28 protein-coding genes are annotated in these 15,415 nt (G+C 66.3%); all 28 read left to right on the top strand.

What is annotated here, in order from left to right; all coding sequences use genetic code 11:
* Positions 1-103 precede the first annotated feature (103 nt).
* The 28 genes from rpsJ to rpsK all read left to right on the top strand — a co-directional run bounded on the left by rpsJ (position 104) and on the right by rpsK (position 15,167).
* Positions 104-412 carry a 30S ribosomal protein S10 gene (gene rpsJ / locus ACFY01_RS41860; RefSeq protein ID WP_003948644.1) on the top strand — a complete coding sequence of 103 codons (309 nt, stop codon included), beginning with the start codon at positions 104-106 and terminating at the stop codon, positions 410-412.
* Between the two features lie 16 nt (positions 413-428).
* The gene (rplC, locus tag ACFY01_RS41855) at positions 429-1,073 is read left to right on the top strand and encodes a 50S ribosomal protein L3 (protein WP_129307396.1); all 645 of its coding nucleotides are present in this window, start codon (positions 429-431) and stop codon (positions 1,071-1,073) included.
* An 8-nt stretch (positions 1,074-1,081) separates the two neighbouring features.
* Positions 1,082-1,735 (top strand): 50S ribosomal protein L4, encoded by a 654-nt coding sequence (gene rplD / locus ACFY01_RS41850; protein WP_390741016.1) that lies wholly within the window; start codon positions 1,082-1,084, stop codon positions 1,733-1,735.
* Complete coding sequence (gene rplW, locus ACFY01_RS41845) at positions 1,735-2,154, top strand: 50S ribosomal protein L23 (RefSeq protein WP_132857209.1); 420 nt, start codon at positions 1,735-1,737, stop codon at positions 2,152-2,154. Before rplD ends, rplW begins: the two co-directional genes overlap by 1 nt.
* A gap of 40 nt (positions 2,155-2,194) precedes the next feature.
* A complete protein-coding gene (gene rplB, locus ACFY01_RS41840) occupies positions 2,195-3,031 on the top strand; it encodes a 50S ribosomal protein L2 (RefSeq protein WP_018543909.1) in 837 nt (278 codons plus the stop codon).
* Positions 3,032-3,043: 12 nt separating this feature from the next.
* The gene (gene rpsS / locus ACFY01_RS41835) at positions 3,044-3,325 is read left to right on the top strand and encodes a 30S ribosomal protein S19 (protein WP_019888752.1); all 282 of its coding nucleotides are present in this window, start codon (positions 3,044-3,046) and stop codon (positions 3,323-3,325) included.
* A 42-nt stretch (positions 3,326-3,367) separates the two neighbouring features.
* Complete coding sequence (rplV, locus tag ACFY01_RS41830) at positions 3,368-3,715, top strand: 50S ribosomal protein L22 (RefSeq protein WP_006130776.1); 348 nt, start codon at positions 3,368-3,370, stop codon at positions 3,713-3,715.
* Positions 3,715-4,536 (top strand): 30S ribosomal protein S3, encoded by an 822-nt coding sequence (gene rpsC / locus ACFY01_RS41825; protein WP_003998826.1) that lies wholly within the window; start codon positions 3,715-3,717, stop codon positions 4,534-4,536. The genes rplV and rpsC overlap by 1 nt, the downstream gene beginning before the upstream one ends.
* 5 nt (positions 4,537-4,541) lie before the next feature.
* Entirely contained in the window at positions 4,542-4,961 is a 420-nt protein-coding gene (gene rplP, locus ACFY01_RS41820) for a 50S ribosomal protein L16 (protein ID WP_132857211.1), read from the top strand.
* The gene (rpmC, locus tag ACFY01_RS41815; RefSeq protein WP_003974259.1) at positions 4,961-5,185 is read left to right on the top strand and encodes a 50S ribosomal protein L29; all 225 of its coding nucleotides are present in this window, start codon (positions 4,961-4,963) and stop codon (positions 5,183-5,185) included. Before rplP ends, rpmC begins: the two co-directional genes overlap by 1 nt.
* Positions 5,185-5,472 (top strand): 30S ribosomal protein S17, encoded by a 288-nt coding sequence (gene rpsQ / locus ACFY01_RS41810; protein WP_003992363.1) that lies wholly within the window; start codon positions 5,185-5,187, stop codon positions 5,470-5,472. The genes rpmC and rpsQ overlap by 1 nt, the downstream gene beginning before the upstream one ends.
* Positions 5,473-5,572: 100 nt before the next feature.
* Positions 5,573-5,941, top strand: a complete 369-nt coding sequence (rplN, locus tag ACFY01_RS41805) for a 50S ribosomal protein L14 (RefSeq protein WP_003998823.1) — start codon at positions 5,573-5,575, stop codon at positions 5,939-5,941.
* Positions 5,942-5,943: 2 nt separating this feature from the next.
* Positions 5,944-6,267: a 50S ribosomal protein L24 gene (gene rplX, locus ACFY01_RS41800; protein WP_030671805.1), complete on the top strand. Its 324-nt coding sequence runs from the start codon at positions 5,944-5,946 to the stop codon at positions 6,265-6,267.
* Positions 6,267-6,824 carry a 50S ribosomal protein L5 gene (gene rplE / locus ACFY01_RS41795; protein ID WP_023547375.1) on the top strand — a complete coding sequence of 186 codons (558 nt, stop codon included), beginning with the start codon at positions 6,267-6,269 and terminating at the stop codon, positions 6,822-6,824. The genes rplX and rplE overlap by 1 nt, the downstream gene beginning before the upstream one ends.
* Before the next feature lie 5 nt (positions 6,825-6,829).
* Positions 6,830-7,015: a type Z 30S ribosomal protein S14 gene (locus tag ACFY01_RS41790; protein WP_003948630.1), complete on the top strand. Its 186-nt coding sequence runs from the start codon at positions 6,830-6,832 to the stop codon at positions 7,013-7,015.
* 212 nt (positions 7,016-7,227) lie between these two features.
* Positions 7,228-7,626 carry a 30S ribosomal protein S8 gene (gene rpsH, locus ACFY01_RS41785; protein ID WP_007494756.1) on the top strand — a complete coding sequence of 133 codons (399 nt, stop codon included), beginning with the start codon at positions 7,228-7,230 and terminating at the stop codon, positions 7,624-7,626.
* Between the two features lie 24 nt (positions 7,627-7,650).
* Positions 7,651-8,190, top strand: a complete 540-nt coding sequence (rplF, locus tag ACFY01_RS41780) for a 50S ribosomal protein L6 (RefSeq protein ID WP_390741015.1) — start codon at positions 7,651-7,653, stop codon at positions 8,188-8,190.
* A 3-nt stretch (positions 8,191-8,193) separates the two neighbouring features.
* Positions 8,194-8,577, top strand: a complete 384-nt coding sequence (gene rplR, locus ACFY01_RS41775; RefSeq protein WP_145886665.1) for a 50S ribosomal protein L18 — start codon at positions 8,194-8,196, stop codon at positions 8,575-8,577.
* A 39-nt stretch (positions 8,578-8,616) separates the two neighbouring features.
* Positions 8,617-9,222: a 30S ribosomal protein S5 gene (gene rpsE / locus ACFY01_RS41770; protein ID WP_004984517.1), complete on the top strand. Its 606-nt coding sequence runs from the start codon at positions 8,617-8,619 to the stop codon at positions 9,220-9,222.
* A gap of 2 nt (positions 9,223-9,224) precedes the next feature.
* On the top strand, positions 9,225-9,407 hold the full coding sequence (gene rpmD / locus ACFY01_RS41765) for a 50S ribosomal protein L30 (RefSeq protein ID WP_003974250.1): 183 nt from the start codon (positions 9,225-9,227) through the stop codon (positions 9,405-9,407).
* A 2-nt stretch (positions 9,408-9,409) separates the two neighbouring features.
* A complete protein-coding gene (gene rplO, locus ACFY01_RS41760; protein ID WP_390741014.1) occupies positions 9,410-9,865 on the top strand; it encodes a 50S ribosomal protein L15 in 456 nt (151 codons plus the stop codon).
* 233 nt (positions 9,866-10,098) lie between these two features.
* Positions 10,099-11,412 (top strand): preprotein translocase subunit SecY, encoded by a 1,314-nt coding sequence (gene secY / locus ACFY01_RS41755; protein WP_390741013.1) that lies wholly within the window; start codon positions 10,099-10,101, stop codon positions 11,410-11,412.
* Positions 11,412-12,077: an adenylate kinase gene (locus tag ACFY01_RS41750; protein ID WP_390741012.1), complete on the top strand. Its 666-nt coding sequence runs from the start codon at positions 11,412-11,414 to the stop codon at positions 12,075-12,077. The genes secY and ACFY01_RS41750 overlap by 1 nt, the downstream gene beginning before the upstream one ends.
* 463 nt (positions 12,078-12,540) lie before the next feature.
* Complete coding sequence (gene map / locus ACFY01_RS41745; protein WP_390741064.1) at positions 12,541-13,380, top strand: type I methionyl aminopeptidase; 840 nt, start codon at positions 12,541-12,543, stop codon at positions 13,378-13,380.
* Between the two features lie 350 nt (positions 13,381-13,730).
* The gene (gene infA / locus ACFY01_RS41740) at positions 13,731-13,952 is read left to right on the top strand and encodes a translation initiation factor IF-1 (RefSeq protein ID WP_003948620.1); all 222 of its coding nucleotides are present in this window, start codon (positions 13,731-13,733) and stop codon (positions 13,950-13,952) included.
* A 60-nt stretch (positions 13,953-14,012) separates the two neighbouring features.
* Positions 14,013-14,126, top strand: coding sequence for a 50S ribosomal protein L36 (rpmJ, locus tag ACFY01_RS41735; protein WP_003998809.1), 114 nt, complete (start codon positions 14,013-14,015; stop codon positions 14,124-14,126).
* A gap of 190 nt (positions 14,127-14,316) precedes the next feature.
* Positions 14,317-14,697, top strand: coding sequence for a 30S ribosomal protein S13 (rpsM, locus tag ACFY01_RS41730; RefSeq protein ID WP_004984507.1), 381 nt, complete (start codon positions 14,317-14,319; stop codon positions 14,695-14,697).
* A gap of 65 nt (positions 14,698-14,762) precedes the next feature.
* On the top strand, positions 14,763-15,167 hold the full coding sequence (gene rpsK / locus ACFY01_RS41725) for a 30S ribosomal protein S11 (protein WP_003956432.1): 405 nt from the start codon (positions 14,763-14,765) through the stop codon (positions 15,165-15,167).
* Positions 15,168-15,415 lie beyond the last annotated feature (248 nt).

Raw genomic sequence — 15,415 nt, 5'->3', positions numbered from 1 at the left:
GCGGGAGCGCGACACGCCCGACCGCGTGGGTCGGAAGAACGAAGGCAGCAGAAGGAATCCGCCGGGTTCCAGAGCGTTAGAGAGACAGGACTACTGAGTAGCCATGGCGGGACAGAAGATCCGCATCCGGCTCAAGGCCTACGACCACGAGGTCATCGACTCCTCGGCGAAGAAGATCGTCGAGACGGTGACCCGCACTGGTGCGTCGGTCGCGGGCCCGGTGCCGCTGCCCACTGAGAAGAACGTGTACTGCGTCATCAAGTCGCCGCACAAGTACAAGGACTCGCGCGAGCACTTCGAGATGCGCACGCACAAGCGCCTGATCGACATCCTCGACCCGACCCCCAAGACCGTTGACTCTCTGATGCGACTCGACCTCCCGGCCGGTGTCGACATCGAGATCAAGCTCTGAGGCTGGTGGGCTGAGAATGGCTAAGCAGATCAAGGGCATCCTGGGCGAGAAGCTCGGCATGACGCAGGTGTGGGACGAGAACAACCGCGTTGTTCCGGTCACCGTCGTCAAGGCCGGCCCGAATGTCGTGACCCAGGTCCGTACGAACGACGTCGACGGCTACGAGTCCGTCCAGATCGCGTTCGGCGAGATCGACCCGCGCAAGGTGAACAAGCCCCTCAAGGGCCACTTCGCCAAGGCCGACGTCACTCCCCGTCGTCACCTCGTCGAGATCCGCACCGCGGACGCCTCCGAGTACACGCTCGGCCAGGAGATCACCGCTGAGGTGTTCGAGGCCGGCGTGAAGGTCGACGTGACCGGCAAGAGCAAGGGCAAGGGCTTCGCCGGTGTCATGAAGCGTCACAACTTCAAGGGCCTCGGCGCCGGACACGGCACCCAGCGCAAGCACCGCTCGCCCGGTTCCATCGGTGGCTGCGCCACCCCGGGCCGCGTGTTCAAGGGCCTCCGCATGGCGGGTCGCATGGGCAACGAGCGCGTCACCACCCAGAACCTGACCGTCCACGCCGTTGACGCGGAGAAGGGTCTGCTGCTCATCAAGGGCGCGGTTCCCGGTCCGAACGGCGGCCTCGTCCTGGTCCGCACCGCGGCCAAGGGGGCCTGAGGTAACCGATGAGCACTGTTGACATCCTTTCGCCGGCGGGCGACAAGGCCGGTACCGTCGAGCTCCCCGCGGAGATCTTCGACGCCAAGGTCAGCGTTCCGCTGATCCACCAGGTCGTCGTCGCGCAGCTGGCCGCTGCCCGTCAGGGCACGCACAAGACGAAGACCCGTGGCGAGGTCCGTGGTGGTGGCAAGAAGCCTTACCGCCAGAAGGGCACCGGCCGCGCCCGTCAGGGTTCGACCCGCGCGCCGCAGTTCGCCGGTGGTGGCGTCGTCCACGGCCCGCAGCCGCGTGACTACTCGCAGCGCACCCCGAAGAAGATGAAGGCCGCCGCCCTGCGCGGTGCCCTCACCGACCGGGCGCGTCACAACCGCATCCACGTCGTCTCCGGCGTGATCGAGGGCGCGAACCCCAGCACCAAGGCCGCCAAGAGCCTGTTCGGCAAGATCAGCGAGCGCAAGAACCTGCTCCTGGTCGTCGAGCGCGCCGACGAGGCCGCGTGGCTGTCCGCCCGCAACCTGCCCCAGGTCCACATCCTGGAGCCGGGCCAGCTGAACACGTACGACGTTCTCGTCTCGGACGACGTGGTCTTCACCCAGGCCGCTTTCGAGTCCTTCGTGTCTGGCCCCAAGGCCGCTGACACCGAAGGGAGCGAGGCCTGATGGCTACGCGTCACCCGAGCATTGCCTCGAAGGCCGCCAAGGCCGCCAAGGCCGCGCGTCTCGCCAAGGCGAAGCGCCACGCCACCGAGGGCAAGAACACCGTCGAGACGCCGCTGAGCAAGTCGTACACGGACCCCCGTGACGTCCTGCTGAAGCCGGTCGTCTCCGAGAAGAGCTACGCGCTCCTCGACGAGAACAAGTACACGTTCATCGTCGACCCGAACGCCAACAAGACCCAGATCAAGCAGGCCGTCCAGGCGGTCTTCTCGGTCAAGGTCACCGGGGTCAACACGATCAACCGCCAGGGCAAGCGCAAGCGCACGAAGACCGGCTTCGGTCAGCGTGCCGGCAGCAAGCGCGCGATCGTGACCCTCGCCGAGGGCGACCGTATCGACATCTTCGGCGGTCCGACCGCCTAAGGGCGGTCCGGATCGTCCGATATCGGACGAGGACTGAGAAATGGGAATCCGCAAGTACAAGCCGACTACGCCGGGCCGTCGTGGCGCCAGCGTCGCCGACTTCGTCGAGGTCACGCGGTCCACGCCGGAGAAGTCGCTGGTCCGCCCGCTGCACAGCAAGGGCGGCCGTAACAACGCCGGTCGTGTGACCGTTCGCCACCAGGGTGGCGGACACAAGCGCGCCTACCGAGTGATCGACTTCCGTCGTCACGACAAGGACGGCGTGCCGGCGAAGGTCGCGCACATCGAGTACGACCCCAACCGCACCGCGCGCATCGCGCTGCTGCACTACGCCGACGGCGAGAAGCGCTACATCCTCGCCCCGCGCAACCTCCAGCAGGGTGACCGCGTCGAGAACGGTCCCGGGGCCGACATCAAGCCGGGCAACAACCTGGCCCTCCGCAACATCCCGGTCGGTACCACGATCCACGCGATCGAGCTCCGTCCCGGTGGCGGTGCCAAGTTCGCTCGCTCCGCCGGTGCCTCCGTGCAGCTGCTCGCGAAGGAGGGCGCCTACGCCCACCTCCGCATGCCGTCCGGTGAGATCCGCCTGGTCGACGTGCGCTGCCGCGCCACCGTCGGCGAGGTCGGCAACGCCGAGCAGAGCAACATCAACTGGGGTAAGGCCGGCCGTAAGCGGTGGCTGGGCGTTCGCCCGACCGTCCGTGGTGTGGTCATGAACCCGGTTGACCACCCGCACGGTGGTGGTGAGGGCCGGACCTCCGGTGGTCGCCACCCTGTGTCCCCGTGGGGCAAGAAGGAAGGCCGTACTCGTTCGCCCAAGAAGGCGTCGAACAAGTACATCGTCCGCCGCCGCAAGACGAACAAGAAGCGCTAAGGACGGGTTGAGATGCCTCGTAGCTTGAAGAAGGGACCCTTCGTCGACGACCACCTGGTCAAGAAGGTGGACGCTCAGAACGAAGCCGGTACCAAGAACGTCATCAAGACCTGGTCCCGCCGCTCGATGATCATCCCGGCGATGCTCGGCCACACGATCGCGGTGCACAACGGCAAGACCCACATCCCGGTGTTTGTCACCGAGTCGATGGTCGGCCACAAGCTCGGCGAGTTCTCGCCGACGCGCACCTTCCGGGGTCACGTCAAGGACGACCGGAAGTCGAAGCGCCGCTAGTAGCGGGGTGGAATGACCATGACAGACACTGGAAGGACAACCATGGAAGCCAGGGCCCAGGCGCGGTACATCCGCGTCACGCCCATGAAGGCCCGCCGCGTGGTGGACCTTATCCGTGGCATGGACGCCACGGAGGCTCAGGCGGTCCTGCGTTTCGCCCCGCAGGCCGCGAGCGTGCCGGTCGGCAAGGTGCTGGACAGCGCCATCGCCAACGCCGCGCACAACTACGACCACACCGATGTCGACAGCCTCTTCATTTCCGAGGCCTACGTCGACGAGGGCCCGACCCTGAAGCGGTTCCGTCCGCGCGCCCAGGGCCGTGCCTACCGGATCCGCAAGCGGACCAGCCACATCACCGTGGTCGTCAGCAGCAAGGAAGGAACCCGGTAATGGGCCAGAAGGTAAACCCGCACGGGTTCCGGCTCGGTGTCACGACCGACTTCAAGTCGCGTTGGTACGCCGACAAGCTGTACAAGGACTACGTCAAGGAAGACGTCGCCATCCGTCGGATGATGACGTCCGGCATGGAGCGCGCCGGCATCTCCAAGGTCGAGATCGAGCGCACCCGTGACCGCGTGCGTGTGGACATCCACACCGCTCGTCCGGGCATCGTCATCGGCCGCCGCGGCGCCGAGGCCGACCGCATCCGCGGTGACCTCGAGAAGCTCACGGGCAAGCAGGTCCAGCTGAACATCCTCGAGGTCAAGAACCCCGAGACCGACGCTCAGCTGGTCGCCCAGGCCGTCGCCGAGCAGCTCTCCTCCCGCGTCTCCTTCCGTCGGGCCATGCGCAAGAGCATGCAGTCCGCCATGAAGGCCGGCGCCAAGGGCATCAAGATCCAGTGCGGTGGCCGCCTCGGTGGCGCCGAGATGTCCCGCTCGGAGTTCTACCGCGAGGGCCGCGTGCCCCTGCACACGCTCCGCGCGAACGTGGACTACGGCTTCTTCGAGGCCAAGACGACCTTCGGCCGCATCGGTGTGAAGGTCTGGATCTACAAGGGCGACGTCAAGAACATCGCCGAGGTCCGCGCCGAGAACGCTGCCGCCCGTGCGGGTAACCGCCCGGCGCGTGGCGGTGCCGACCGCCCGGCCCGTGGTGGCCGTGGTGGCGAGCGGCGCGGTCGCAAGCCGCAGCAGGCTGCCGGCGCCGAGGCCCCCAAGGCCGAGGCTCCCGCGTCCGCTCCGGCTGAGAGCACCGGAACGGAGGCCTGACCGAAATGCTGATCCCCCGTAGGGTCAAGCACCGCAAGCAGCACCACCCGAAGCGTCGTGGTCAGGCCAAGGGCGGTACGACGGTTGCGTTCGGCGAGTACGGCATCCAGGCCCTCACGCCGGCGTACGTGACCAACCGCCAGATCGAGGCGGCCCGTATCGCGATGACCCGCCACATCAAGCGTGGCGGCAAGGTCTGGATCAACATCTACCCGGACCGCCCGCTGACCAAGAAGCCCGCCGAGACCCGCATGGGTTCCGGTAAGGGTTCGCCGGAGTGGTGGATCGCGAACGTTCACCCGGGTCGGGTGATGTTCGAGCTGTCCTACCCGAACGAGAAGATCGCCCGTGAGGCGCTCCTTCGCGCGGCCCACAAGCTGCCGATGAAGTGCCGGATCGTCAAGCGCGAGGCAGGTGAAGCGTGATGTCGGCCGGTACCAAGGCGTCCGAGCTGCGCGAGCTGGGCAACGAGGAGCTTCTGGCGAAGCTCCGCGAGGCCAAGGAAGAGCTGTTCAACCTCCGCTTCCAGGCGGCGACCGGTCAGCTCGAGAACCACGGTCGGCTGAAGGCCGTCCGTAAGGACATCGCGCGGATCTACACCCTGATGCGTGAGCGCGAGCTGGGCATCGAGACGGTGGAGAGCGCCTGATGAGTGAGAGCAACGTGACTGAGCAGACTGCAGAGGCCCGCGGCTTCCGCAAGACCCGTGAGGGTCTCGTCGTCAGCGACAAGATGGACAAGACCGTCGTCGTCGCCGTCGAGGACCGCGTCAAGCACGCGCTGTACGGCAAGGTCATCCGCCGTACCAACAAGCTCAAGGCGCACGACGAGCAGAACGCCGCGGGCGTCGGCGACCGCGTCCTCCTCATGGAGACCCGGCCGCTGTCCGCGACGAAGCGCTGGCGCGTCGTCGAGATCCTCGAGAAGGCCAAGTAATTTCCTGCGGGCAAACCCGCAGGACAGTTCCGCCAGGCTCGGCAGGGGCTCTCGTAACTGAGGCCCCTGCCGGGAACCGGCAGACAAACAGGAGATAGACGTGATCCAGCAGGAGTCGCGACTGCGCGTCGCCGACAACACTGGTGCGAAGGAGATCCTTTGCATCCGTGTGCTCGGTGGCTCCGGTCGCCGCTACGCGGGCATCGGTGACGTCATCGTCGCCACCGTCAAGGACGCGATCCCCGGTGGCAACGTGAAGAAGGGTGACGTCGTCAAGGCGGTCATCGTTCGCACCGTCAAGGAGCGCCGCCGTCCGGACGGCTCGTACATCCGCTTCGACGAGAACGCCGCCGTCATTCTGAAGAACGACGGCGACCCTCGCGGCACCCGCATCTTCGGCCCGGTCGGCCGTGAGCTGCGCGAGAAGAAGTTCATGAAGATCATCTCGCTCGCGCCGGAGGTGCTGTAAGCATGAAGATCAAGAAGGGCGACCTGGTCCAGGTCATCACCGGTAAGGACAAGGGCAAGCAGGGCAAGGTCATCGCGGCCTACCCCCGCGAGGACCGCGTCCTGGTCGAGGGTGTCAACCGGGTCAAGAAGCACACCAAGGCCGGTCCGACCGCTCGCGGTTCGCAGGCCGGCGGCATCGTCACGACCGAGGCGCCGATCCACGTCTCCAACGTCCAGCTGGTCGTTGAGAAGGACGGCAACAAGGTCGTCACGCGTGTCGGTTACCGCTTCGACGACGAAGGCAACAAGATCCGCGTTGCCAAGCGGACGGGTGAGGACATCTGATGGCTACCACCACGACTCCGCGTCTGAAGCAGAAGTACCGCGAGGAGATCGCGGGCAAGCTGCGTGACGAGTTCAAGTACGAGAACGTCATGCAGATCCCCGGCCTCGTCAAGATCGTGGTCAACATGGGTGTCGGCGACGCCGCCCGTGACTCGAAGCTGATCGAGGGCGCGATCCGCGACCTGACCACCATCACCGGTCAGAAGCCGGCCGTCACCAAGGCCCGCAAGTCCATCGCGCAGTTCAAGCTGCGTGAGGGTCAGCCGATCGGTGCCCACGTCACGCTCCGTGGCGACCGCATGTGGGAGTTCCTGGACCGCACCCTGTCGCTCGCGCTGCCGCGCATCCGCGACTTCCGCGGCCTGTCCCCCAAGCAGTTCGACGGCCGTGGCAACTACACCTTCGGTCTCACGGAGCAGGTCATGTTCCACGAGATCGACCAGGACAAGATCGACCGTACCCGGGGCATGGACATCACCGTGGTCACCACGGCGACCAACGACGCTGAGGGCCGCGCGCTCCTTCGTCACCTCGGCTTCCCGTTCAAGGAGGCGTGAGCGAGATGGCGAAGAAGGCTCTGATTGCCAAGGCTGCTCGCAAGCCCAAGTTCGGTGTGCGTGGCTACACCCGCTGCCAGCGCTGCGGCCGTCCGCACTCCGTGTACCGCAAGTTCGGCCTGTGCCGCGTGTGCCTTCGTGAGATGGCTCACCGTGGCGAGCTGCCGGGCGTGACCAAGAGCTCCTGGTAATCCCTGCTTTAAGGGATTCCTGAAGCTCTCGGTAAGCATCTGGGTCGGCAGGGGCCCTACTCCGCATGCCTTAGGCTTGTGGGGTTGGGCGTCTGCCGCGCCCGTACGACTTACTACGCCGTAGGTCCACCGCGCCGCACCCGTCCCGTCTCGGATCGGGGAGAGGGATGGCGCACCAGGAAACCCCGGCGAGAGAGGCCGAAGGCCAATTCATGACCATGACTGATCCGATCGCAGACATGCTTACGCGTCTGCGGAACGCGAACTCGGCATACCACGACTCCGTGACGATGCCGGCATCGAAGATCAAGTCGCACATCGCGGAGATCCTCCAGCAGGAGGGCTTCATCACGGGCTGGAAGATCGAGGACGCCGAGGTCGGCAAGAACCTCGTTCTCGAGCTGAAGTTCGGCCCGAACCGTGAGCGCTCCATCGCGGGCATCAAGCGGATCTCCAAGCCCGGTCTCCGGGTGTACGCGAAGTCCACCAACCTGCCGAAGGTGCTCGGCGGCCTCGGCGTGGCGATCATCTCCACGTCGCACGGGCTCCTCACCGACAAGCAGGCCGGCAAGAAGGGCGTGGGTGGGGAAGTCCTCGCCTACGTCTGGTAGCGGAAGGGAACGGAGGAAACAGCTATGTCGCGTATTGGCAAGCTCCCCATCACGGTTCCCGCCGGCGTGGACGTCACCATCGACGGCCGTACGATCTCGGTCAAGGGTCCCAAGGGCTCGCTGACCCACACCATCGTCGCGCCGATCGACATCGCCAAGGGTGAGGACGGCGTTCTCAACGTCACCCGCCCCAACGACGAGCGTCAGAACAAGGCCCTGCACGGCCTGTCCCGCACGCTGGTGGCGAACATGATCACCGGCGTGACCCAGGGTTACGTGAAGAAGCTCGAGATCAGCGGTGTCGGTTACCGCGTGACGGCCAAGGGTTCGAACCTCGAGTTCGCTCTCGGCTACAGCCACCCGATCACCGTCGAGGCGCCCGAGGGCATCACCTTCAAGGTGGAGACCCCGACCCGCTTCCAGGTCGAGGGCATCGACAAGCAGAAGGTCGGCGAGGTTGCGGCCAACATCCGCAAGCTGCGCAAGCCCGACCCGTACAAGGCCAAGGGCGTCAAGTACGAGGGCGAAGTCATCCGCCGCAAGGTCGGAAAGGCGGGTAAGTAAGCCATGGCATACGGGCAGAAGATCCTCAAGGGCGACGCCTACAAGCGCGCCGCGATCAAGCGCCGTCACATCCGGATCCGCAAGCGGATCTCCGGTACGGCGGAGCGTCCCCGTCTGGTCGTGACCCGCTCGAACCGCCACATCGTGGCGCAGGTGATCGACGACCTCAAGGGCCACACCCTGGCGTCCGCGTCCACCCTGGACGCGTCCGTCCGCGGTGGCGAGGGCGACAAGTCCTCGCAGGCCAAGCAGGTCGGCGCCCTGGTCGCCGAGCGTGCCAAGGCCGCCGGTGTCGAGGCTGTCGTGTTCGACCGTGGTGGCAACCAGTACGCCGGGCGCATCGCTGCCCTGGCGGACGCCGCCCGCGAAGCCGGGCTCAAGTTCTGAGCCTGCCGTAGCTAGCGGAAACAGAGAGAGGTAATTCCAATGGCTGGACCCCAGCGCCGCGGTGGCGGTGCCGGTGGCGGCGAGCGGCGGGACCGGAAGGGCCGTGACGGCGGCGCTGCTGCCGCCGAGAAGACCGCGTACGTTGAGCGCGTCGTCGCGATCAACCGCGTCGCCAAGGTTGTGAAGGGTGGTCGTCGCTTCAGCTTCACCGCGCTGGTCGTGGTGGGCGACGGTGACGGCACCGTGGGTGTCGGTTACGGCAAGGCCAAGGAGGTGCCGGCCGCCATCGCCAAGGGTGTTGAGGAGGCCAAGAAGCACTTCTTCAAGGTCCCCCGGATCCAGGGCACCATCCCGCACCCCATCCAGGGTGAGAAGGCTGCCGGCGTCGTCCTGCTCAAGCCCGCGTCCCCCGGTACCGGTGTTATCGCCGGTGGTCCGGTGCGTGCCGTGCTCGAGTGCGCCGGTATCCACGACGTGCTGTCGAAGTCGCTCGGCTCCGACAACGCGATCAACATCGTGCACGCGACCGTGGAGGCCCTGAAGGGTCTGCAGCGTCCCGAGGAGATCGCGGCCCGCCGTGGTCTGCCGCTCGAGGACGTCGCCCCCGCGGCTCTTCTCCGTGCGCGTGCCGGGGCGGGTGTGTGATCATGGCGCAGCTCAAGATCACGCAGGTCAAGTCCTACATCGGCAGCAAGCAGAACCACCGTGACACCCTGCGTTCCCTTGGTCTCAAGGGCATCAACACGCAGGTCGTCAAGGAGGACCGCCCCGAGTTCCGCGGCATGGTGCACACCGTCCGCCACCTCGTGACGGTCGAGGAGGTCGACTGATCATGGCGGAGCAGAACCCGCTCAAGATCCACAACCTCCGTCCCGCCCCGGGCGCCAAGACCCCCAAGACCCGTGTCGGTCGTGGTGAGGCGTCGAAGGGTAAGACGGCCGGTCGTGGTACCAAGGGCACCAAGGCCCGCTACCAGGTTCCGGAGCGCTTCGAGGGTGGCCAGATGCCGCTCCACATGCGTCTCCCGAAGCTGAAGGGCTTCAAGAACCCGTTCAAGACCGAGTACCAGGTCGTGAACCTCGACAAGCTGGCCGCGCTCTACCCCGAGGGTGGCGAGGTCACCGTCGAGGGTCTCGTGGCCAAGGGTGCCGTTCGCAAGAACAGCCTCGTCAAGGTCCTCGGCCAGGGCGAGGTCTCCGTGGCGCTCCAGGTGACGGTCGACGCCGTCTCCGGCTCCGCCAAGGAGAAGATCACCGCCGTCGGCGGTACGGTCACCGAGCTCGTCTGATCCAGTCAGGCGCCTCGATGACGTGAGCGATCCCGACCGGGGATACCCCACATTTTGGGGTATCCCCGGTTGGTCGTTCCAGAGGGCGCTGCTCGCCGGTAAGGTGGCCAGCACTGCCCACTTTCACTGGGTGCTCACATGGGGCACTCTGAGCGGGCTTTGACCGTTACGTATTTGTCGAAACCTCAGACCGTCACCCTTGACGCAGTTGCGCGGGGGTCGCAGGAGGCACCGTGCTCACCGCGTTCGCCCGGGCGTTCAGGACGCCCGACCTGCGCAAGAAGCTGCTCTTCACGCTGGGCATCATCGTGGTGTACCGAGTCGGTACGCACGTCCCGATCCCCGGCGTCAACTACCAGGCCGTCCAGACGTGCGTCACCGAGGCGTCCGGCAACCAGGGCATTTTCGGTCTCGTCAACATGTTCAGCGGCGGCGCGCTGCTCCAGATCACGATCTTCGCGCTCGGGATCATGCCGTACATCACGGCGAGCATCATCCTTCAGCTGCTGACCGTGGTCATCCCGCGCCTCGAGGCCCTGAAGAAGGAGGGTCAGGCGGGTACCGCGAAGATCACGCAGTACACCCGCTACCTGACCGTGGCGCTCGCCATCCTTCAGGGCACCGGCCTGGTGGCCACCGCCCGCAGTGGCGCCCTGTTCGGCAGCTGCCCCGTCGCCAGCCAGATCGTGCCCGACCAGTCGATCTTCACCACGGTCGTCATGGTCGTCACCATGACCGCCGGAACGGGTGTCGTGATGTGGCTCGGTGAGCTCATCACCGACCGCGGCATCGGCAACGGCATGTCGATCCTGATGTTCATCTCGATCGCCGCGACCTTCCCGTCCTCGCTGTGGGCTATCAAGAAGCAGGGCACCCTGGCCGGCGGCTGGATCGAGTTCAGCACCGTGATCCTGGTGGGCCTGGTCATGGTCGGCCTGGTGGTCTTCGTCGAGCAGGCCCAGCGCCGCATCCCCGTGCAGTACGCGAAGCGCATGATCGGCCGTCGCTCGTACGGCGGTACGTCCACCTACATCCCTTTGAAGGTGAACCAGGCGGGTGTGATTCCTGTCATCTTCGCTTCGTCGCTGCTCTACATCCCGGCGTTGGTGGCGCAGTTCTCCGGCAGTAAATCGGGCTGGACAACGTGGGTCGAGCAGAACCTGACCAAGGGCAATCACCCGATTTACATCACTCTGTACTTCTTGCTCATCGTGTTCTTCGCGTTCTTCTACGTGGCGATCTCCTTCAACCCCGAGGAAGTCGCCGACAACATGAAGAAGTATGGTGGCTTTATCCCGGGCATCCGGGCTGGCCGACCGACCGCTGAGTACCTCAGCTACGTGCTCAACCGGATCACCTGGCCGGGTTCGCTGTATCTGGGTCTGATCGCTCTCGTACCGACAATGGCGTTGGTCGGCTTCGGCGCAAGCCAGAACTTCCCGTTCGGCGGGACGAGCATCCTGATCATCGTGGGTGTGGGTCTGGAGACGGTGAAGCAGATCGAGAGCCAGCTCCAGCAGCGCAATTACGAAGGGTTCCTCCGCTGATGCGAATCGTGCTCGTCGGGCCGCCGGGTGCCGGTAAGGGAACGCAGGCAGTACGCCTTGCCGAGAAGCTGCGCATCCCGCACATCTCCACGGGTGACCTGTTCCGCGCGAACATCAGCCAGCAGACGGAGCTCGGGAAGCTCGCCAAGTCCTACATGGACGCCGGCAACCTCGTCCCGGACGAGGTCACCATCGCCATGGCGAAGGACCGCATGGAGCAGCCGGACGCCGAGGGCGGCTTCCTGCTGGACGGCTTCCCGCGCAACGTCTCCCAGGCCGAGGCACTGGACGAGCTGCTCGAGAGCGAGGGCATCAAGCTCGATGCGGTGCTCGACCTCGAGGTACCCGAGGAAGAGGTCGTGAAGCGGATCGCCGGCCGGCGGATCTGCCGCAAGGACTCATCCCACGTCTTCCACGTGACGTACACCCCGCCCAAGCAGGAGGGCGTCTGCGACGTCTGCGGCGGTGAGCTGTACCAGCGTGACGACGACTCCGAGGAGACCGTCCGCAAGCGGCTGGAGGTCTACCACACGCAGACCGAGCCGATCATCGACTACTACAAGGCTCAGGGGCTGGTCCGCACGATCTCCTCGCTGGGCCCGGTGGACGAGATCACGCAGCGCGCGCTGGAGGCGCTCAAGCGCGAAACGGCGGAGAACAAGTAGGTTCGCGGACCATTCGGCCGCGGTGCCCTTCGGGGCGCCGCGGCCGTGGTGTTGTGTACAAGGCTGTTCCGGTTCATGTCGGGGCAGCCTTTGTCCATCCTCGGCAGGGTAAGCGCGCGGCCATGGTGGACCCCGGCAACAACAAGGCGGGCAGGATCTTCTACGACGCGAGCGGCAAGGAGACGCCGGCCCCGGAGCAGGAGGCGCGTCAGTCCGACCCGGGGGCGGTCCTGTCCCCCGACGGAAGGCTGGAGACCGGTGCCTTCCTGGGGGAAGGCGATAAGATCGTCTCCGAGGTGCGCGATGCGAGGACCGGCGAGCGGGCCGCGGTGGTCCCCGGCCAGGAGTTGCTCGCGTGCGGCCTCGACCGCGGTGGGCCACGACCGGTACCACCATGTGTCGGCGAGCCGCGGGGGCCGTACTGTTGGGGTGTACAAGACCGTACTCCCGTGAGAGGGCAGAGCTGACAGTGGAGATCAAGAGCCCCGAGCAGATCGCGAAGATGCGTGCGGCGGGGCTGGTCGTCGCCGCGATCCACGCCGCCACCCGGGAGGTGGCGGTGCCGGGTGCGAGCACCAAGGACCTGGACGAGGTCGCCCGCAAGGTGCTCGCCGAGCACGGCGCGAAGTCGAACTTCCTGGGGTACGGCGGTTTCCCCGCCACCATCTGCACGTCCGTGAACGACGTCGTCGTGCACGGCATCCCCTCCGACGACGTCGTCCTCAAGGACGGCGACATCATCTCCATCGACTGCGGCGCGATCGTCGACGGCTGGCACGGTGACGCGGCCTACACCGCCTTCGTCGGCTCCGGTCACGCCCCGGAACTGGTCGAGCTCTCCCGGGTCACGGAGGAGTCGATGTGGGCCGGCATCGCGGCGATGAAGCAGGGCAGCCGCCTGGTCGACGTCTCCCGGGCGATCGAGACGTACATCCGGCGCCAGCCGAAGCCCGGCGGCGGCCGCTACGGCATCATCGAGGACTACGGCGGCCACGGCATCGGCACCGAGATGCACATGGACCCGCACCTGCTGAACTACGTCGACCGCCGCCGGGGCAAGGGCCCCAAGCTGGTTCCCGGCTTCTGCCTGGCCATCGAGCCCATGGTCTCCCTGGGCACCCCGAAGACCGAGGTCCTCTCCGACGACTGGACGGTCATCACCACCGACGGCACCTGGTCCTCCCACTGGGAACACTCCGTCGCCCTCACGGACCAGGGTCCCCTGGTCCTCACAGCCCCCGACGGCGGCAAGGCCAAGCTGGCGGAGCACGGCATCACGGCGGCGCCGGACCCGCTCGGCTGACAACGGTCCTGAGTCGTGACCGTCGGCCGGAGGTCGGCGCAGCCGCTCGAAGCAGCGAGGCGCCCCGGGCGCCGAGCCCCGCGAGGGCGGCGTCGAGGATGGGTCGGCGGCAAGGCCAAGCTGGCGGAGCACGGCATCACGGCGGCGCCGGACCCGCTCGGCTGACGCGTCCGGTATCGGGGGTGAAGCTCGTGCATACCGATCTTGAGCGCCGGGCAGGCTCTCTCGATTCGTGTTTCGGGGTGCGCTGACGTAGACTGACTCGTCGGCTCTCGTGTACCCGCATGTCCGCATGCGCCCGCAAGGGAAGCAGGAGAGTCGATCAAGGTAGTCGATTCGAAGGGCGAAGCGTGGCCAAGAAGCAAGGTGCCATCGAGATCGAGGGCACTGTCGTCGAGTCTCTGCCGAACGCCATGTTCAAGGTCGAGCTCCAGAACGGCCACCAGGTCCTGGCACACATCAGCGGCAAGATGCGTATGCACTACATCCGTATCCTCCCTGACGACCGGGTCGTGGTGGAGCTGTCTCCGTACGACCTGACGCGTGGCCGGATCGTCTACCGCTACAAGTAGATCTTGCCCGAGCCCCGGGCCCGCCCGGAGCGATGGCACTGACCCGGAGAACCTCACCCAATGAAGGTCAAGCCGAGCGTCAAGAAGATCTGCGACAAGTGCAGGGTGATCCGCCGTCACGGCCGGGTCATGGTCATCTGCGAGAACCCGCGCCACAAGCAGCGCCAGGGCTGACGCACGACCGATCCCTCTGCACCTCACGCAGAGTTTCGCGCGACGCAAGCTGAATATGTTCATACGCAGGGCCCGAGTCGATCAAGGCTCGACACCCCCGGTTCGGAGGCCGGGGACCCAGTTCGTACCTAGTACGGCGGCTGGGAGCCGGTCCTGCGGAAGACCTCCGAAGACCACCAGGAGCCATTTAATGGCACGCGTTTCCGGTGTCGACATCCCGCGCGAAAAGCGCGTGGAGATCGCCCTCACCTACGTGTTCGGCATCGGCCGGACTCTTTCGCAGCAGACGCTGGCAGCGACCGGCGTCGACCCGAACACCCGCGTTCGCGACCTCTCCGAGGAGCAGCTCGTCGCGATCCGCGAGTACGTCGACAACAACATCAAGACCGAGGGTGACCTCCGTCGCGAGATCCAGGCCGACATCCGCCGCAAGGTCGAGATCGGCACGTACCAGGGTCTGCGTCACCGCCGCGGTCTGCCCGTCCGCGGTCAGCGCACCAGCACCAACGCCCGCACCCGCAAGGGCCCGCGTCGCGCCATCGCCGGCAAGAAGAAGCCGGGCAAGAAGTAGTCCGCAGCGGACGCCTGTCCACGGTCTTCGCTGTAGGACCGACCACCTCCCGTAGGAGTTAAGAGATGCCCCCCAAGGGACGTCAGGGCGCTGCCAAGAAGGTGCGCCGCAAGGAAAAGAAGAACGTCGCTCACGGCCACGCGCACATCAAGAGCACGTTCAACAACACGATCGTCTCGATCACGGACCCGTCCGGCAACGTGATCTCCTGGGCCTCCGCCGGCCACGTCGGCTTCAAGGGCTCCCGGAAGTCCACGCCGTTCGCCGCGCAGATGGCCGCCGAGTCGGCTGCCCGCCGCGCCCAGGAGCACGGCATGCGCAAGGTCGACGTGTTCGTCAAGGGCCCGGGCTCCGGTCGTGAGACCGCGATCCGCTCCCTTCAGGCCACGGGCCTCGAGGTCGGCTCCATCCAGGACGTCACCCCGACCCCGCACAACGGCTGCCGCCCGCCGAAGCGCCGTCGCGTCTGACGCGCAGCGCTCCGCTGGTTTCGGGGTTTCGGGCGGTACGGCTCCTTCGGGTCGTGCCGCCCGTACCCTTGCAGTACCCGTGCTTTTCACGGGCGCGGTTTCCGTCGGACGTCAAATAGCGGGCGTCCACGAAAGAAGGATCTGATCCACACATGCTGATCGCTCAGCGTCCGTCACTGACCGAAGAGGTCGTCGACGAGTTCCGCTCCCGGTTCGTGATCGAGCCGCTGGAGCCGGGCTTCGGCTAC

Origin of the sequence: Streptomyces sp. NPDC001480 (genome assembly GCF_042894725.1) — a bacterium.
Taxonomy (GTDB): Bacteria; Actinomycetota; Actinomycetes; order Streptomycetales; family Streptomycetaceae; genus Streptomyces.
This window is presented reverse-complemented; position numbering and strand designations above follow the sequence as displayed.

What these genes read in the sequence shown, in the direction of transcription:
- rplF (WP_390741015.1), top strand. Translation starts at nt 7,651, where the DNA reads ATGTCGCGTATTGGCAAGCTCCCCATCACGGTTCCCGCCGGCGTGGAC.
- rplW (WP_132857209.1), top strand. Translation starts at nt 1,735, where the DNA reads ATGGCTACGCGTCACCCGAGCATTGCCTCGAAGGCCGCCAAGGCCGCC.
- ACFY01_RS41790 (WP_003948630.1), top strand. Translation starts at nt 6,830, where the DNA reads ATGGCGAAGAAGGCTCTGATTGCCAAGGCTGCTCGCAAGCCCAAGTTC.
- rplP (WP_132857211.1), top strand. Translation starts at nt 4,542, where the DNA reads ATGCTGATCCCCCGTAGGGTCAAGCACCGCAAGCAGCACCACCCGAAG.
- rplE (WP_023547375.1), top strand. Translation starts at nt 6,267, where the DNA reads ATGGCTACCACCACGACTCCGCGTCTGAAGCAGAAGTACCGCGAGGAG.
- rplB (WP_018543909.1), top strand. Translation starts at nt 2,195, where the DNA reads ATGGGAATCCGCAAGTACAAGCCGACTACGCCGGGCCGTCGTGGCGCC.
- rplX (WP_030671805.1), top strand. Translation starts at nt 5,944, where the DNA reads ATGAAGATCAAGAAGGGCGACCTGGTCCAGGTCATCACCGGTAAGGAC.
- rplO (WP_390741014.1), top strand. Translation starts at nt 9,410, where the DNA reads ATGGCGGAGCAGAACCCGCTCAAGATCCACAACCTCCGTCCCGCCCCG.
- rpmD (WP_003974250.1), top strand. Translation starts at nt 9,225, where the DNA reads ATGGCGCAGCTCAAGATCACGCAGGTCAAGTCCTACATCGGCAGCAAG.
- rpsC (WP_003998826.1), top strand. Translation starts at nt 3,715, where the DNA reads ATGGGCCAGAAGGTAAACCCGCACGGGTTCCGGCTCGGTGTCACGACC.
- rplD (WP_390741016.1), top strand. Translation starts at nt 1,082, where the DNA reads ATGAGCACTGTTGACATCCTTTCGCCGGCGGGCGACAAGGCCGGTACC.
- rpsM (WP_004984507.1), top strand. Translation starts at nt 14,317, where the DNA reads ATGGCACGCGTTTCCGGTGTCGACATCCCGCGCGAAAAGCGCGTGGAG.
- rpmJ (WP_003998809.1), top strand. Translation starts at nt 14,013, where the DNA reads ATGAAGGTCAAGCCGAGCGTCAAGAAGATCTGCGACAAGTGCAGGGTG.
- rplC (WP_129307396.1), top strand. Translation starts at nt 429, where the DNA reads ATGGCTAAGCAGATCAAGGGCATCCTGGGCGAGAAGCTCGGCATGACG.
- rpsJ (WP_003948644.1), top strand. Translation starts at nt 104, where the DNA reads ATGGCGGGACAGAAGATCCGCATCCGGCTCAAGGCCTACGACCACGAG.
- rpsQ (WP_003992363.1), top strand. Translation starts at nt 5,185, where the DNA reads ATGAGTGAGAGCAACGTGACTGAGCAGACTGCAGAGGCCCGCGGCTTC.
- ACFY01_RS41750 (WP_390741012.1), top strand. Translation starts at nt 11,412, where the DNA reads ATGCGAATCGTGCTCGTCGGGCCGCCGGGTGCCGGTAAGGGAACGCAG.
- rplR (WP_145886665.1), top strand. Translation starts at nt 8,194, where the DNA reads ATGGCATACGGGCAGAAGATCCTCAAGGGCGACGCCTACAAGCGCGCC.
- rpsS (WP_019888752.1), top strand. Translation starts at nt 3,044, where the DNA reads ATGCCTCGTAGCTTGAAGAAGGGACCCTTCGTCGACGACCACCTGGTC.
- rpsE (WP_004984517.1), top strand. Translation starts at nt 8,617, where the DNA reads ATGGCTGGACCCCAGCGCCGCGGTGGCGGTGCCGGTGGCGGCGAGCGG.
- rpsK (WP_003956432.1), top strand. Translation starts at nt 14,763, where the DNA reads ATGCCCCCCAAGGGACGTCAGGGCGCTGCCAAGAAGGTGCGCCGCAAG.
- rplV (WP_006130776.1), top strand. Translation starts at nt 3,368, where the DNA reads ATGGAAGCCAGGGCCCAGGCGCGGTACATCCGCGTCACGCCCATGAAG.
- rpsH (WP_007494756.1), top strand. Translation starts at nt 7,228, where the DNA reads ATGACCATGACTGATCCGATCGCAGACATGCTTACGCGTCTGCGGAAC.
- rpmC (WP_003974259.1), top strand. Translation starts at nt 4,961, where the DNA reads ATGTCGGCCGGTACCAAGGCGTCCGAGCTGCGCGAGCTGGGCAACGAG.